This is a genomic window from Burkholderia latens (assembly GCF_001718795.1).
GTDB classification, from domain to species: Bacteria; Pseudomonadota; Gammaproteobacteria; order Burkholderiales; family Burkholderiaceae; genus Burkholderia; species Burkholderia latens_A.
In genome coordinates this window covers 2,166,660-2,181,480 of sequence record NZ_CP013435.1, presented here as the reverse complement: position 1 = coordinate 2,181,480, position 14,821 = coordinate 2,166,660, and the positions used below count along the sequence as shown (strand labels likewise).

General features: G+C 64.8%; 13 protein-coding genes and 1 pseudogene. 5 read left to right on the top strand and 9 right to left on the bottom strand.

The window, feature by feature from the left end; translation table 11 throughout:
- Position 1: 1 nt before the first annotated feature.
- Both WK25_RS10140 and WK25_RS31680 read left to right on the top strand, forming a co-directional pair.
- Positions 2–778 (top strand): MBL fold metallo-hydrolase, encoded by a 777-nt coding sequence (locus WK25_RS10140; RefSeq protein WP_040144545.1) that lies wholly within the window; start codon positions 2–4, stop codon positions 776–778.
- A gap of 113 nt (positions 779–891) precedes the next feature.
- Positions 892–1,074, top strand: coding sequence for a hypothetical protein (locus WK25_RS31680; protein ID WP_162474623.1), 183 nt, complete (start codon positions 892–894; stop codon positions 1,072–1,074).
- Between the two features lie 20 nt (positions 1,075–1,094).
- Here WK25_RS31680 and WK25_RS32405 read toward each other — a convergent pair whose 3' ends face one another.
- Both WK25_RS32405 and WK25_RS10135 read right to left on the bottom strand, forming a co-directional pair.
- The gene (locus tag WK25_RS32405; protein ID WP_011657350.1) at positions 1,095–1,340 is read right to left on the bottom strand and encodes a hypothetical protein; all 246 of its coding nucleotides are present in this window, start codon (positions 1,338–1,340) and stop codon (positions 1,095–1,097) included.
- 54 nt (positions 1,341–1,394) lie between these two features.
- On the bottom strand, positions 1,395–2,615 hold the full coding sequence (locus WK25_RS10135; RefSeq protein ID WP_040144544.1) for a cupin domain-containing protein: 1,221 nt from the start codon (positions 2,613–2,615) through the stop codon (positions 1,395–1,397).
- Between the two features lie 32 nt (positions 2,616–2,647).
- Here WK25_RS10135 and WK25_RS10130 point away from each other — a divergent pair, with 32 nt between their 5' ends.
- On the top strand, positions 2,648–3,190 hold the full coding sequence (locus WK25_RS10130; protein ID WP_040144543.1) for an FKBP-type peptidyl-prolyl cis-trans isomerase: 543 nt from the start codon (positions 2,648–2,650) through the stop codon (positions 3,188–3,190).
- On the opposite strand, the gene WK25_RS10125 is transcribed toward WK25_RS10130, so the two are convergent.
- The 6 genes and pseudogenes from WK25_RS10125 to WK25_RS10110 all read right to left on the bottom strand — a co-directional run bounded on the left by WK25_RS10125 (position 3,170) and on the right by WK25_RS10110 (position 9,886).
- The gene (locus WK25_RS10125; protein WP_069241528.1) at positions 3,170–4,444 is read right to left on the bottom strand and encodes a hypothetical protein; all 1,275 of its coding nucleotides are present in this window, start codon (positions 4,442–4,444) and stop codon (positions 3,170–3,172) included. The genes WK25_RS10130 and WK25_RS10125 overlap by 21 nt on opposite strands.
- On the bottom strand, positions 4,425–7,082 hold the full coding sequence (mutS, locus tag WK25_RS10120; protein ID WP_040144541.1) for a DNA mismatch repair protein MutS: 2,658 nt from the start codon (positions 7,080–7,082) through the stop codon (positions 4,425–4,427). Before mutS ends, WK25_RS10125 begins: the two co-directional genes overlap by 20 nt.
- A 218-nt stretch (positions 7,083–7,300) precedes the next feature.
- A pseudogene (locus WK25_RS32400) lies at positions 7,301–7,406 on the bottom strand (inositol monophosphatase); the annotation flags it as partial.
- Between the two features lie 48 nt (positions 7,407–7,454).
- Complete coding sequence (locus tag WK25_RS31185; RefSeq protein ID WP_156789025.1) at positions 7,455–7,745, bottom strand: hypothetical protein; 291 nt, start codon at positions 7,743–7,745, stop codon at positions 7,455–7,457.
- Positions 7,746–7,955: 210 nt separating this feature from the next.
- Positions 7,956–8,813 (bottom strand): alpha/beta fold hydrolase, encoded by an 858-nt coding sequence (locus WK25_RS10115; RefSeq protein WP_167432644.1) that lies wholly within the window; start codon positions 8,811–8,813, stop codon positions 7,956–7,958.
- A gap of 53 nt (positions 8,814–8,866) precedes the next feature.
- On the bottom strand, positions 8,867–9,886 hold the full coding sequence (locus tag WK25_RS10110; protein ID WP_069241526.1) for a MerR family transcriptional regulator: 1,020 nt from the start codon (positions 9,884–9,886) through the stop codon (positions 8,867–8,869).
- A gap of 574 nt (positions 9,887–10,460) precedes the next feature.
- On the opposite strand from WK25_RS10110, the gene WK25_RS10105 reads away from it, so the two are divergent.
- Together WK25_RS10105 and WK25_RS10100 are read left to right on the top strand one after the other, a co-directional pair.
- Positions 10,461–11,729: a M20 family metallopeptidase gene (locus tag WK25_RS10105; RefSeq protein WP_069241973.1), complete on the top strand. Its 1,269-nt coding sequence runs from the start codon at positions 10,461–10,463 to the stop codon at positions 11,727–11,729.
- Positions 11,726–12,370 (top strand): trimeric intracellular cation channel family protein, encoded by a 645-nt coding sequence (locus WK25_RS10100; protein ID WP_069241525.1) that lies wholly within the window; start codon positions 11,726–11,728, stop codon positions 12,368–12,370. The genes WK25_RS10105 and WK25_RS10100 overlap by 4 nt, the downstream gene beginning before the upstream one ends.
- Before the next feature lie 571 nt (positions 12,371–12,941).
- On the opposite strand, the gene WK25_RS10095 is transcribed toward WK25_RS10100, so the two are convergent.
- Positions 12,942–14,564 carry an NAD(P)/FAD-dependent oxidoreductase gene (locus tag WK25_RS10095; RefSeq protein ID WP_069241524.1) on the bottom strand — a complete coding sequence of 541 codons (1,623 nt, stop codon included), beginning with the start codon at positions 14,562–14,564 and terminating at the stop codon, positions 12,942–12,944.
- Between the last annotated feature and the right edge of the window lie 257 nt (positions 14,565–14,821).

Sequence of the window (14,821 nt, the reverse complement as noted above, 5' to 3'; positions counted from 1 at the left end):
CGTGCGCTTCGCCAGCCTCGGTAGCGGCAGCGAAGGCAACGCGCTGGTCGTCGAGGTGTCGAGCGGCACGACGACCACCCGCGTGCTGCTCGACTGCGGTTTTTCTGCGAAGGAGGTCGAGCGCCGGCTCGGCCGACTGAATCTTGGCATCGACGATCTCGATGCGATCCTCGTCACCCACGAACACAGCGACCACGTCGGCAGCGCGTTGACGCTCGCGCGGCGCGGCTCGCTGCCGCTCTACATGAGCTGGGGCACGGCCCGAGCCGTCGGGGCGGATGAAGCCGACGTCGACCTGCACGTACTGTGGGGCGACGAGACGGCCGCGATACGCGATCTGGCCGTGATCCCCTACACGGTGCCCCACGACGCGCGGGAGCCGCTTCAATTCGTCTTCATGGACGGCTGCCGCCGGCTCGGCGTGCTGACCGACGTCGGCATGGCCACGCCGCACATCACGGCCGTGCTGAGCGGCTGCGACGCGCTCGTGCTGGAATCGAACCACGATACCGCGATGCTTGCCGGGAGCCGCTACCCGCAGTCGCTGAAGGCGCGCATTGGCGGCACGCACGGCCATCTCAGCAATGACGCCGCGGCCGGTATCCTCGCATCGCTCGAACGCAGCCGCCTCCAGCACCTCGTGGCGGCTCACCTGAGCCAGCAGAACAACCGGCCGGAGCTGGCCCGGCAGGCATTTGCCGGCGTGCTGGGAACGGACGGGGAGGAGGTAGTCGTCGCCACGCAGGATACGGGTTTCGACTGGCTTACGCTCGGCTGAGCGGGCGTGGAAGAGGGCGGTCGGCGTGGCCGGCCGCCGTGGCGGCATCGCGCGGTGCGCGGAACCGACAGACGTAAAAAAACCGGCCTCGCGGGCCGGTTTTTTTTCAGCTGATGCTGAGGCTTACTGGCTTGCGCCCGAAGCCGGAGCAGCCGTCGCTGCCGAAGCAGCCGACGCCACAGCAGCAGCTGCATCGCTCGCAGCAGCCGAAGCCGACGAAGCTGCAGCCGATGCGTCGCTCGCAGCACCAGCAACTGCCGAAGCAGCCGACGAAGCAGCAGCAGCAGCGTCGCTAGCAGCCGACGAAGCAGCTTGATCAGCGCTCTTGTTGCAAGCAGCCAGTGCAACAGCAGCCAACAGGGAAGCTACGAGGAGGGATTTCTTCATGATCACGTCCTTTTATGGTTAAAGGTAAGCAACAGCGCGAAACAATACCGGTAATGTGCTCCAACACCGACCTGGGCCGCTGGTGGAGACGCACTTCTAGAGCGTGAATCTTCCCTACGGCTTGGGCGGAAATTATATGCACTTTCCTATCGACCGTCGACAAATGCGGGGTCAATACGTTGTCTTTCCCATACAGAATTTGATCTGCACGGGCATACGGGGCGATTCACTAAATCCGGCTTCCGACCCGTATCCAGCCCGCACAATACCACTCGTGCAGCAAGGCTGTCATTGAGGGAACCCGGGATAGTGTTACAAACCGTTTCGCCTCCATCCGACGCCGATTCGCCAGCTCCGGCAGCCATTCACCGGCCTGCTCGAGCGGTTCTTCTTCGCCATTAATGAAGTACGAGCGCGCGTTATACATCAATGCGGCCCTTCTGTCGAGATATACGCCGCGACGTGATGCCTGCGCGACGAATGCGGCCTCGGACAGCGGGCGCGCCGGCGGCTCGAATACGACGTTGGATTTAGGTTCGCTCAGGTAGCAGCCCAGGAATTGCGCGACGTCGCGCTTGCGCCAGCGTATCGCGTCGACGATCTCCGCGACGCGATCGACCATCGCAGGCGGCAGCTGTGCGGGTGTGTCGACGGCCGGCTGCTTTGGATCGCGGTAGAGTGCGTCGCCGCGGTCATCGCGCAGGCCGCCGCGTTCCGCGAGGTAGTACAGGAACTGCGCGCCCAGTTCGCCGGCCGACGGCGCCCTGAAGCCGATCGAGCAGGTCATGCATTCGCCCTCGGCCACGCCGTCGTGCGCGATGTGCGGGGGCAGGTACAGCATATCGCCCGGCTCCAGCACCCACTCGTCGCTCGGCTCGAAATGCTCGAGGATCTTCAGCGGCACGTCGGGCCGCAGCGACAGGTCCGTCTGCGCGCCGATTCGCCAGCGGCGCCGGCCTTCGACCTGCAGCAGGAATACGTCGTACGAGTCGAAATGCGGGCCCACGCCGCCGCCGTCGGTCGCATAGGAAATCATCAAGTCGTCGAGCCGCGCGTCCGGCACGAAGCGGAACCGGTCGAGCAGCGCCCGGGCGGCGTCGACGTGCAGGTCGAGCCCTTGCACGAGCAGGGACCACGACTTGCGCGACACGGCCGGCAGTGCGCCCGGTTCGAACGGACCGTGCGCCAGTTGCCACTTGTTACGAAAATGGGTGATGAGTCGCGATTCGGCGTCATAGTCGGCTGCCAGCTCGAACAGCGCATCGCGCGTGACCGGTGGCTTCACGCCGGGGATCGCCTGACGGATCAGCAGCGGTTTCTTTTGCCAGTAGCGGCGCATGAATTGCGCGGGCGTGAGGCCGCCGAGCAGCGGTGTGGGATGATCGGGGGGCGGCGCGCCGAGCGGGGCGGCAGCGGCGTCCCGCGGTTCGGCTTGAGACCGGTTGCGCATCGTATAATGAGACTTGTATTTGGGAGAATTGGATGAAAATCGCAAAAAACACCGTCGTGTCGGTCGCTTACAAGCTGTCGGATGCGCAAGGCAATCTGATCGAGGAAAGCGACGAGCCGATGGTTTATCTGCACGGCGGCTATGATGGCACGTTCCCCAAGATCGAGGAACAGCTCGACGGCCAGGAGCCCGGTTACCAGGCGCAGATTCAGCTCGAGCCGCAGGACGCGTTCGGCGACTACGATCCCGAACTCGTGAAGATCGAGCCGCGCGATCGTTTTCCCGAGCCGCTCGAAGTGGGCATGCAGTTCGAAGGCACGCCGGAAGACGGCGACGAGGAAGTGGATTCGCTGATCTATACGGTCACCGACATCGCCGACGACAAGGTCGTGCTCGACGGCAATCACCCGCTCGCAGGCATGGCGCTGCGTTTCGCGCTCACGGTGAAGGACGTGCGCGAAGCGACCGACGACGAGATCGAGCATGAGCATGCGCACGGCGCGGAAGGCCTCGAAATCGTCGACGAGGACGAAGACGACGACGGCGACACGCCGTCAGGGCGTACGCTGCACTGAACTGGCGGGCAGGCCCGGCGCCGGCCCCGAAGCAGCGGGCGGCGCGGGCCACGCAGCACCGCTCGGCGGCGTACCGTCGCCTTGCAGCGGCGGCGCAACCGACGACGAGTCCGGCAATGCAGGCAGCGCAGGGATCTCGGGCATCTGGGGCAGCGGCACGTCGTCGCGCGGTACGGCCGGCAGCGCGGGCGGAACCGGCAGGTTCTTCGGTACCTCCTGCAGGCTCACGTTGAAGATCGTCTGCCGTGCCGGCGATACGTTCACCTTCACCCATTGAGTCGCCGGATGACGCGGTCCGATGGCGACCCGCGTCACATTCCCGACCAGCACACCGTCGTCCGCATGCAGCGGCCGATCGATCAGAAAACCGTTCGGCAGCGGCACGCTGCTCGCGTGCATCACCAGTATCGGGCCGCGGAACGTCGCCGCTGCCTTCACCAACGTACGTTTGAGCTCGCGAAAGCCGTCGCGCACGCGCGGCCGGTTAAAGCGCAGCCACGCAAAACGTTCGGCGCGTTCGTAGCGATCGAATTGCGGATCGCCTTCGAAAATCACCACCATCGCACGCGCATCGCGCCGCTTCGCAAATTCGGCTGCATGGTCGATCCAGAAGCCGTTTGCGACCACGCGGTCCTCGAACTCGCCGTTGCGGCCGCCGGCCGTCAAAAAATGATTGTTCGGCGCCGGTGCGTTAAGTGCGACGTAGACGACGTCGTCATGCATCCAGCGCGCGTTTTCGCGATACGGCCGGAAGCGCGCGACCTCGCTTTCGCGCGTGATCGGCAGTGCGCCGGGATCGGGCAGCGCCGCGTCGGCAAGCAGCGACTGCCGCACGAAATCCAGCCGCTCGACAGGATCGTAGCCGCCGCCGGCCGTCGTGCCGCAGGTCACCCAGTCATCGTGGCCGGGCACGAACACCAGCGGCGCGCGCGCCGCGTTCAGGATTGCGCCGCGCTGCGTGTATAGCGCGTCGCGGCATGCTTCCCTCGCACCCTTGAGGTCGCCGGCATAGACGACGAACGCCAGGCCACGCTCCCGCGCGATCGCATCGAGCAGCCGCTGGGCAGTCGGCTCGTCAGCCGGTGCGTCGATTACGCCGGACACGACCGCGAACGAGTAGGGCGCGGCCGAGCGCTTCGGCGGTGCGGCCAGCGCTTCACCCTGGGCCAGTGCGAGCGCCGCCGCGATCAGCGCGGCGGCGGCGGCGCGGGCGGGTACGCCCGACGCGACGCGTTTATGCGTGCCCGTCGGCATCGTGCGAGCGAACCAGCGCGCGCAATTCATACAGCAGGTCGAGCGCGTCGCGCGGCTTGAGGTCGTCGGGATCGATGCCTCGCAGCTTTTCGAGCGCAGGATGCGGGGTGGGGGATGCCGCGGGCGCATCCGCGCATTCGAACGCGTCGCCCGCCACCGACGGCGCGCTGAACAGATCGAGCTGCGGCGTGTGCTGCGTGGCCGACTGCTGTTCCAGATACGCGAGATGCTTGCGCGCCGCGCGGATCACGGGCGCCGGCACGCCCGCCAGCTGCGCGACCTGCAGCCCGTAGCTCTGGTTCGCGGGACCTTCGTTCACCGCGTGCAGGAACACGATGCCGTGGCCGTGCTCGACCGCCGACAGGTGAACGTTTGCCGCTTGCGGGAATTCGGCCGGCAGTTGTGTCAGTTCGAAGTAGTGCGTCGCGAACAGCGTGTAGCAGCCGTTCTGCGCGAGCAGATGGCGCGCGATGGCCCACGCGAGCGCGAGGCCGTCGAAAGTCGACGTGCCGCGGCCGATTTCGTCCATCAGCACGAGGCTTTGCGGGGTCGCGTCGTTCAGGATCGCCGCGGCTTCGGTCATTTCGACCATGAAGGTCGAACGGCCGCCGGCGAGGTCGTCCGCCGCGCCGATTCGCGTGAAGATGCGGTCGATCGGGCCGAAGCAGGCCGATTTCGCGGGCACGTAGCTGCCGACGTACGCCATCAGCGCGATCAGCGCCGTCTGGCGCATGAACGTCGATTTACCGCCCATGTTCGGGCCGGTGATCAGCAGCAGCTTGCGCTCGGCGCCGAACCGGCAATCGTTGGCGATGAACTGCTCGACCTGCGCTTCGACGACCGGGTGGCGGCCCTGTTCGATCTCGATGCCGATCTCGTCGGTAAACGTAGGCGCGACCCAGTCGAGCGTGCGCGCACGCTCGGCGAACGCGGCGAGCACGTCGAGTTCCGCAAGCGCGGACGCGACGCGCTGGCACTCGGGAATGAACGGCAGCAGCGCCTGCAGCACGCCGTCGTACAGCGCGCGCTCGCGAGCCAGCGCGCGTTCCTGCGCGGACAACGCCTTGTCCTCGAAGGTTTTCAGTTCGGGCGTGATGTAGCGCTCCGCGTTCTTCAGCGTCTGGCGACGGCGATAGTCGTCGGGCACCTTGTCGGTCTGGCCGCGCGTGACCTCGATGTAGAAGCCGTGAACCTTGTTGTATTCGACGCGCAGGTTCGCGATGCCGGTGCGCGCACGTTCGCGTGCTTCGAGATCGATCAAAAACTGCCCGCAGTTCTCGGAGATGTCGCGCAACTCGTCGAGGTCCGCATCGTAGCCGCGCGCGATCACGCCGCCGTCACGGACCATCGCGGCGGGCTCCGGGGCAATCGCGCTCGTCAGCAGGTCCAGGCATTCCGCGGGTGGCGCGAGCGCCGCGTCGATGCGGGCAAGCGCGTCCGCGTTTGCAACGATCGCACCGATGCGTTCGCGCAATGCCGGCAGCGCGGCGAACGTGTCGCGCAGGCTCGAGAGGTCGCGCGGCCGCGCTGACAGCAGCGCGAGACGCCCGGTGATCCGCTCGACGTCGGCGATTTGGCGCAGCGCGCTGCGCAATGCATCGAGACTCGCATTCGCGGGCGCATCGAGCAACGCGCCGATCGCTTGCTGGCGCGCCTGCGCGGCGACCGATGCGCGCGGCGGATGATGCAACCAGTGACGCAGCAGCCGGCTGCCCATCGTCGTGCAACAGGTGTCGAGCAGCGAATACAGCGTCGGCGATTCGGTGCCGCGCAGCGTTTCGGTCAATTCGAGGTTGCGGCGTGTCGCCGGATCGAGCCCGATATATTCGGTTTCGTTTTCTACTTTCAGGCTGCGCACGTGACGCAGCTGCTGGCCCTGGGTGGCCGCCGCGTACAGCAGCAGCGCACCGGCTGCGCCGCATGCGCTCGTCAGCGAATGGGCGCCGAAGCCGTCGAGGCCCGCGACGTCGAGCTGGTCGCACAGCCGCTGGGTGCCCGATGCGATGTCGAAGTGCCATGCCGGTACGCGCTTGATTGCGCCAGCGCCGGCGGGCACGGTGTCGGTTGCGCCGTCCGCGGTCAGGATTTCGGCGGGGCGGATGCGCTCGAGCGCGGCGCCGAGCTGGTCCGGCTCGATTTCTGCGAGCCGCAGTGCGCCGCTTGCGAGGTTCAGCCACGCGAGGCCGATGTTGACCGCGACGCCGCGCTTGTTGTGGCCCGTGCACATCGCGAGCAGGTAGACGTCGCTCTTGTCGGACAGTAGTGCCGCATCGGTCAGCGTGCCGGGTGTGACGACGCGCACGACTTTGCGTTCGACGGGACCCTTCGACGTGGCCGGATCCCCGATCTGCTCGCAGATCGCGACCGATTCGCCCATCTTCACCAGCTTTGCCAGGTATTGCTCGACCGCGTGATGCGGAACGCCGGCCATCTTGATCGGGTTGCCCGCCGATGCGCCGCGCTGCGTGAGGGTCAGGTCGAGCAGGCGTGCCGCTTTCTCGGCATCCTCGAAGAACAGCTCGTAGAAGTCGCCCATCCGGTAGAAGACGAGCGTGTCGGGGTGATCGGCCTTGATGCGCAGGTACTGCTGCATCATTGGAGTGTGGCCAGCAAAGGCCTCGGGCGACAGCGTGGTCATAGATCCGGCGTAAAGTTGCTTGAGTTGCCCGAGTTTACCAGCGGCGTCGACGATGGCGTTCCGGATTGGTCGATTGGCCGACCGTTGCGGCGCTCGAACGCCAACGCACGTGCGTGGAAAATGCACACCGCGCATCGTCCCGCGTCAGACGTCGACGGCCCGTGCCGCATGAAGCGGACACGGGCCGTTGAATTGCGCGCCACGCACGGCGGCGATTGCCGGGCTACCGGATGTGCGCGGCGGTAGCGGTTCAGCGATCGTCTGCGCGTCGATCTTCGGGTTCGCTGCGACGATCTCGTGGCGATGCAGAAAGCGAGCTTCGCCGATGAGGCTGCAAGCCTCGGCGTTCGAGGATCGACAACGGACTATTGTTTATAGGCCGCGCTTAAGACGCCCTGCATAATCATGGGCAGCTTCGTCCAGTGAACGGCTGGCGTTGGCTGTTGCGATCAGGTCTTGCACGAACCACGGAAGGACGAGCGTCGTTTCTGCGCTCGACAAACCGACTTTTACGCGTTGCGAAGTGTAGTCAGGTTGAGGCACGGTTACTGGAAGGGCGCCATTGGATTGGGGTGCGTCAGCCGCGATGGCTTGCGAGTGCGAAAGTTGTGCGCTCATCAAAAGCGTAAGCGCAGTGGCCGCATGTCGGACAGATGTGTTCATTTTTCATTCATTCCTTCCGAAAAATTGAATCAGCAAAGCAGGTAATCATCCTAGTGAATTCGTTGCACGCAAAGTATGTGAAATTTGTCAATATCTGTGCGTGAAGCTCACGCCGAGTGCTCGCGTGAGCAAGCGCGCGTTATCACACGGCTTTACCGCCGCGACCCGCGTCTGACGGTAACAAAGACCAGACGTACTGAGGCGTGCGGTTCAAGAACGCGGATCGAGCCATTTACCGATGAGGCGGGCAACCTGCCGCCGGCGCTCGATCATCACCATATGCCCTTCGCCTGAGAGCGTGTGACGGGTCGCAGCCGGCACCCACGCGGACGTTTCATGGATTGCGTCGGCGAAGATCGGATCCGAGGCGCCACAGACGATTAACGTATCCGCGCGGATTTTCTGCGGCCAAGGCGAATCGTCGTCCGCATCGTCGCGCAACGCGCGCAAGGTACGCACAATGACGTCTCTTTCGTTCACCAACGATGCGATGTCGTGGCGTCGACCGAACAACGCCGCACGGAGGAGCACATTGCGCCAGCATGCGCGGAAGCACCCGGACATCGTTTCGAGCAGCCTCACGTAATCGGAGCGAGCCGCGTGGACGATCTGCTGTTCGACGAGCCGGCAGCCTCCAGCGGACAGGCGGTGCGCACTCGAGACCAGCGCGAGTCGGGAAACGAGCGTCGGGTGGGAAGCCGCGAGGCGCGCCGCGACGACACCTCCGAACGAGATGCCCATGAGCGTCGTGCACTTCCAATGCGCGGCGATGCCGCGGGCAATTTGCTCTGCGATGTCGGCGATCCGGTATTGAGTACCGGGCGCGTCAGGATAGCCGAGCAATACGAACGGTGTGCCGGCAGGCAGAATACCGGCAACGCGGCGCACGTCGCGCCGCAACCGCCGCAAGGTCGTCTTCGCGACGAAGGCTTGTCCACCGTTTAGCACGACGACGGCGGGCGGTTCGTTTCCTACCTGTGTGGCGAGAATGCCGCCTTCCAGCCGCTTCGATCGAACGGGGCGAGCACCGATTCGGAACGCGAGTCGATCGTCCGGGATGGGGTTCATGCGCTTTCTCCGTTGAAAGGGAGCCAGCATGAACCCTGACGTTCACGTGAGGGTCAAGCTCCGGGCCCATTATTGGCATGTTCGGCGTCAACTGCTTCTTGGCGTTGCAGCCACGTGAGTACGTCGGGGCTCATCGGATGGCCCGCTTGCAGCATGGGCTCTTCAGACAGGGCATCCAGCAGCTTGCGTCGCAGCGCTGCGTCCCCACGTGTCGTTCGGTCGAGCAGCGAGCGCCAGCGGCTCACGAGCGCGGATGAATCGGCGGTGGCGTCGCAAGCAATCGCCAGTTCGACATCTGCGCCTAGCGTGAGCCATTCTGCCGACAGCGTCTTGTCCAGGCGTTGCAAATCATCATCGGTGAGGTGACGCCTCAAGGCCGCCAGATGCAGACGAGTCGCCGGTTCGATGTAGGCGATCAGCGTATGGTCAAGCCCCGCATGGTCCGGAGCTTGCGCTGCTTCGCCGTGCAGTTTCCGCCAGCGCCGCGTAATGGTGACGTCGCCGTCCATCCATTGCATCGCGGCGCCTAACCAGCGATATGCGAGCCTCTGCGCTTCGTGGGCATCGGGCGGCACACGTCGATCCATTGCGTCGCGCACGTCGGTGAACAACTGCGACAAGGTGGCTTCCATGCCTTTCCAACGCGCGAGGATCTCCGCGATTTCGGCCGTGTTGAAGTGTTCCCGATATCGATCGAGCAAGGCGAGGGTGTCTGGCCAGTCGGTGTCACGCCAAGTCATGCCTGAATCGGAGGCGGCTTGCAGGACCGCGAGTCGCTCGTTCAGCGTATTCAATCTTGTCAGCTCCGCGGCGATCGCCCGGCGGCTTTCGACGATCACTTCCGCCAAAGCAATCTGCCGGGTGTGCAGCATTCGTGCAATCGCGTCTAGTGTAAGGCCCAGACCGCGCAGTGCTTGGATCGTCTTGATTGTCGAAACGCTGGCTTCGTCATACAACCGGTAGCCTGCAGTGGAGCGTCCGATCGGCTTCAATAAGCCTGTCTGATCGTAGTAGTGCAACGCACGAACAGTAATGCCGCAACGCCGGGCGAGCATGCCCACGGTTAATGGCATAGCGACTCCGTCAACATTGCATAACGGTGCATGTTTTGGCGCAGGTTTTGATTTTTGCGTTGTCAGACACGGCGCAGATACTGCTGCATTATCTCGAGCCCGGGTGCAGGTGCTGCGGTGGCTTGCATACTCATGTGGCCGCGAAAAGTTGCTTTGGCCGCCAGAGTTTACCAGCGGCCCTGACGCGCGAGCGCGAAGTTCGCCTTTCGGCCGGAAGGCGCCATGCGCGGTCTCGGCGACACGGCCCTGCGGGCGACCGCTCTGTCCGATGACTCGACAGGAGCTTTCGGATTGCCGCTACTCGGACTATGGTTCCCTTGTATTCCTGTCCCGCTTCGGGGCAGTAGACGATCTGACGGAAACGTCATACGAAGTGTCAGGGCAGAGGCGACTCGCCCGGATGTTCCGTGTTTCACCTTGTCGCATGCATCGGATGACGCTGGTCGGCGAAATGCGTACGTCGTTCCCGCCGCCGGGCCGCCAGATCGGCTGCAAGTGCTTCCGGGCTTCACCGCCGGCCGGCGCGTGCAATGCGACATCGGCCACCGCAACGAACCATTTGAAAGGATCGATCATGCCTGCATTGGTGGAAGCGACCAAGGGCGCCGTGGAAAGCCTCTTGCCCGAACTCGAAGCGATCTACAAGGATCTGCATGAGCATCCCGAACTGTCGATGCAAGAAGTGCGCACCGCACGTATTGCAGCCGATTATCTCGAGAATGTCGGCTATGACGTCACGCGGGGTGTCGGCGGGACTGGCGTCGTGGCAGTGTTACGCAACGGCGACGGTCCGACTGTAATGCTGCGCGCCGACATGGATGCGCTGCCGATGGCAGAAGCGACCGGATTGCCCTATGCCAGCACGGTGACGGCGAAGGACGAGGATGGCCTCGAAGTGGGCGTCGCGCACTCGTGCGGCCACGACATGCACGTGACGTGGCTGATGGGTGTATCGCACCTGATGGCCGCGCACCGGCACGCGTGGCGCGGAACGCTGATGGCGGTCTTTCAGCCGGGCGAGGAAGTGGCGCGCGGCGCCCGCAGCATGATTGACGACGGCATGGCCGAGCGCTTCCCGAAGCCTGACGTGATCCTTGGTCAGCACGTCATGGTTGGCGCAGCGGGCACGGTCGGCTACCGGAGCGGCACGATTCTTTCGGCGGCAGACAGTTTGAAGGTACGGCTGTTTGGGCGCGGTTCGCACGGATCGCAGCCACAAACCTCGATCGATCCGGTCATCATGGCGGCGTCGACCGCGCTCCGCCTGCAGACAATCGTATCGCGGGAAATCTCCCCGCGCGATAGTGCGGTGCTGACGATTGGTGCGCTACAGGCTGGAACGAAAGAGAACATCATCCCCGACGACGCGACGCTCAAGCTCAACATGCGCACATTCGATGAAGACGTGCGCGAATACATGCTGGGGGCTATCCGGCGCATCTGCTGTGCGGAGTGCATGGCGTCCAACGCACCACGCGAGCCCGAATTCACGACGCTCTCGAGCTATCCGCTGACGATCAACGACGCGCAGACAAGCGAGCGTGTGCAGGCGGCGTTCGAAGCGCACTTTGGCGAACGCGCCTACGAAACGCCCCCGGCGGCGGCGAGCGAGGACTTCAGCGTATTCGGCCGCGAATGGGGCGCGCCATATGTGTTCTGGTTCATCGGCGGAACCGATCCGGATACATTCGCAAAGGCGTTGGCAGAGAAAAAGCTCAACGAAATTCCCAGTAACCATTCGCCGAAGTTCGCGCCGGTACTCGACCCGACGCTGCGTACGGGGCTGGAAGCGATGCTATGCGCGGCCGGCGCGTGGCTCGACAAGCGAGATCCGTCGGCGTGAATTCGCACGCGGCGTACTTCGCTCTCGATCTGGTCGGGACATTCGTATTTGCCATGAGCGGCGCGGTGGCTGCTCGCCAAAAGCGGCTGGACCTGTTCGGCATCTTGTCCATCGCGTTCATGGTGGCATGCGGCGGCGGAATCGTGCGTGACGTCTGCATTGGCGCGATCCCGCCGGCGGGGCTTTCAAACTGGAGATATCTGGCGGCTTCCGTGCTCGCGACCGCAGTCGCAATTTTCGCGTATGCGCCGGTACGCCGTCTGCGGCAGCCCGTCCTCTTCTTCGATGCGATTGGCCTCGGCCTGTTCGCCGTGGCCGGTGCGCAAAAGGCGCTGAGCTTCGGACACAATGCGGAGCTCGCCATTGTGCTCGGCATCGTGACTGCGGTCGGCGGCGGTGTCATGCGCGACGTCGTGCTTTCGCGCCTGCCGGCCATTTTGGACCGCGAGGTTTATGCGACGGCTGCGCTCGCCGGTGCGGGCACGCAGGTTCTGTTCTCGTCCGCGCATTGGACGCAGTGGTGGACTCCATGGTGCGCGACGATCGTCTGCGTCGCCATTCGGCTCGCTTCGCTTCGGTTTGGCTGGCGCCTGCCCACGTTTCGGGTGCAGCGCGCCAGCGAGCTGCCCGGCAAAAAATAGCCCGTGTCGACATGCGAATGTGACAACGCCCGGTTTTCACCAGTGCATGTTTGCCGCGCGCAGGTCGGCCCAAGGAAGGTGCGAATTTGTGCCGCCCTTGCAACTGCAATTCGAAGCACGCGATGGGTGTTACCGATCACCCGCCGACACTGCATGCTGCGCCGTCGTAACCCGGTCCAGGCAAACAAGCTCCATCGTGGATTGCCGGGGAGCGTCCGAGACGAACGTCGGGGTTCGGTGGCAGTCCATCGCCAAAATTATCGGCGTAGCTCTTGACGTAGCTTTCTACGCCGACCTTTGTCCAATAACGAGCAGGTACCGCTGCATCGTTTGAGTGTGGCGAGCAAAGGGCTCGGACGACGGCGTGGTCATAGGTCCGGCGTAAAGTTGCTGCCCGGGTGCTCCGAATTTACCAGCCGCTTCGATGCACAAGCGCGAAGATCGCCGTGTAGCGAGGTGCAGCAGATCGCAGCCGACGGCACCCGGCGATCCATTCGCGTCGCCGCTCGGGCGTTGAAGGGCCGGTATCTCCCGGCGCACGCCACTGCGCGCGCCGGGCGGGTCGAACCGATCAGGACTTTTGCGCCGACACCAGATCGAGCGCCACCGCCTGCGCGACCTCGATCCCGTCGATAGCTGCCGAGTAAATGCCGCCCGCATACCCGGCGCCTTCGCCCGCCGGATACAGCCCTTCGACGTTCAAGCTCTGGTAGTTGTCCTTGCGCCGGATCCGGATCGGGGACGACGTGCGCGTCTCCACGCCGGTGAGCACCGCATCGTGCATCGCAAAGCCGGCGATTTTGCGGTCGATCTGCGGCAGCGCTTCACGAATGGCTTCGATCACATAGTCGGGCAGGGCGGTGCTGAGGTCGGTCGGGCGCACGCCCGGCTTGTACGACGGCACCACGGAGCCGAGCGACGTCGACGGCCGGCCCGCGATGAAATCGCCGACCAGCTGGCCCGGCGCGCTGTAGTCGCCGCCGCCGAGCTCGAACGCGCGCTCTTCCCATTTGCGCTGGAACGCGATACCCGCGAGCGGGCCGCCCGGATAATCTTCCGGCGTGATGCCGACGACGATGCCGGCGTTCGCGTTGCGCTCGGCACGCGAATACTGGCTCATCCCGTTGGTGACCACGCGCCCCGGCTCGGACGTTGCCGCGACCACCGTGCCGCCCGGGCACATGCAGAAGCTGTAGACCGCACGGCCGTTGCTGCAGTGGTGAACCACCTTGTAGTCCGCCGCGCCGAGCTGCTTGTGGCCCGCGAACTTGCCGAAGCGGCTGCGATCGATCACGCCCTGCGGATGCTCGATCCGGAAACCGAGCGAGAACGGCTTGGCTTCGACGTAGACGCCGCGATCGTGCAGCATCTGGAACGTATCGCGCGCGCTATGGCCCACGGCCAGCACCACGTGATCGCAGCGCAACGTTTCGCCGTTCGACAGCTTGAGCGCGCGCACCTTGCCGTGTTCGATGTCGATATCCTCGACGCGGGTTTCGAAGCGCACTTCGCCACCCAGTTCATGGATGCTCGCGCGCATCTTTTCCACCATGCTGACGAGGCGGAACGTGCCGATGTGCGGCCGGCTCAGATACAGGATGTCCTCGGGCGCGCCGGCCTTCACGAATTCGTCGAGCACCTTGCGGCCGTAGTGGTGCGGATCCTTGATCTGGCTGTACAGCTTGCCGTCGGAGAACGTGCCGGCACCGCCTTCGCCGAACTGCACGTTCGACTCCGGATTGAGCACGCTCTTGCGCCACAGGCCGAACGTGTCCTTGGTGCGCTCGCGCACGGCCTTGCCGCGCTCGAGGATGATGGGGCGAAAGCCCATTTGCGCGAGGATCAGCCCGGCGAACAGCCCGCACGGGCCCATGCCGATCACGACCGGACGCAGAAAGTTGCCGTGCTCGGGCGCCTTCGCAACGAAGTGGTACGTCATGTCGGGCGTCACGCCGCAATGCGGCGTGCCGGCGAGCCGCGGCAACACGGCGGCTTCGTCCTTGACCTCGACATCGACGATATACGTGAGCTTGATGTCGGAGCGCTTGCGCGCGTCGTGCGCACGGCGGAACACCGTGTAACGGAGGAGCCCGTCCGCGGCCACGCCGAGCTCCTTGAGGCGCGCGCGAATCGCGGCTTCAAGGGCGCTCTCGGGATGGTCGAGCGGGAGTTTGATTTCGCTTAGCCGTAACATGAGTAGTCGGATACGGTCGCCACGAAGCCGTGGCGGTGTTGAAACGGGCTGCGGCCGGCATGCCCGCGGCGGCGTCCGTCGCGCGCGCATGTCGCGAGCCGATCGTCAGGCGACGGAAAGCGCGCGACGCGCGGCGGCACGCCGGACCACTCGGGCAAGCTCGGCACGGGCGCCTGAAGCGACTCCCGCGAGAAGAAGAGTACTTCGCGCTCCGGACGACCGGAAGGCGGCAGGCGCTTCATCATGACGGTGCCAGC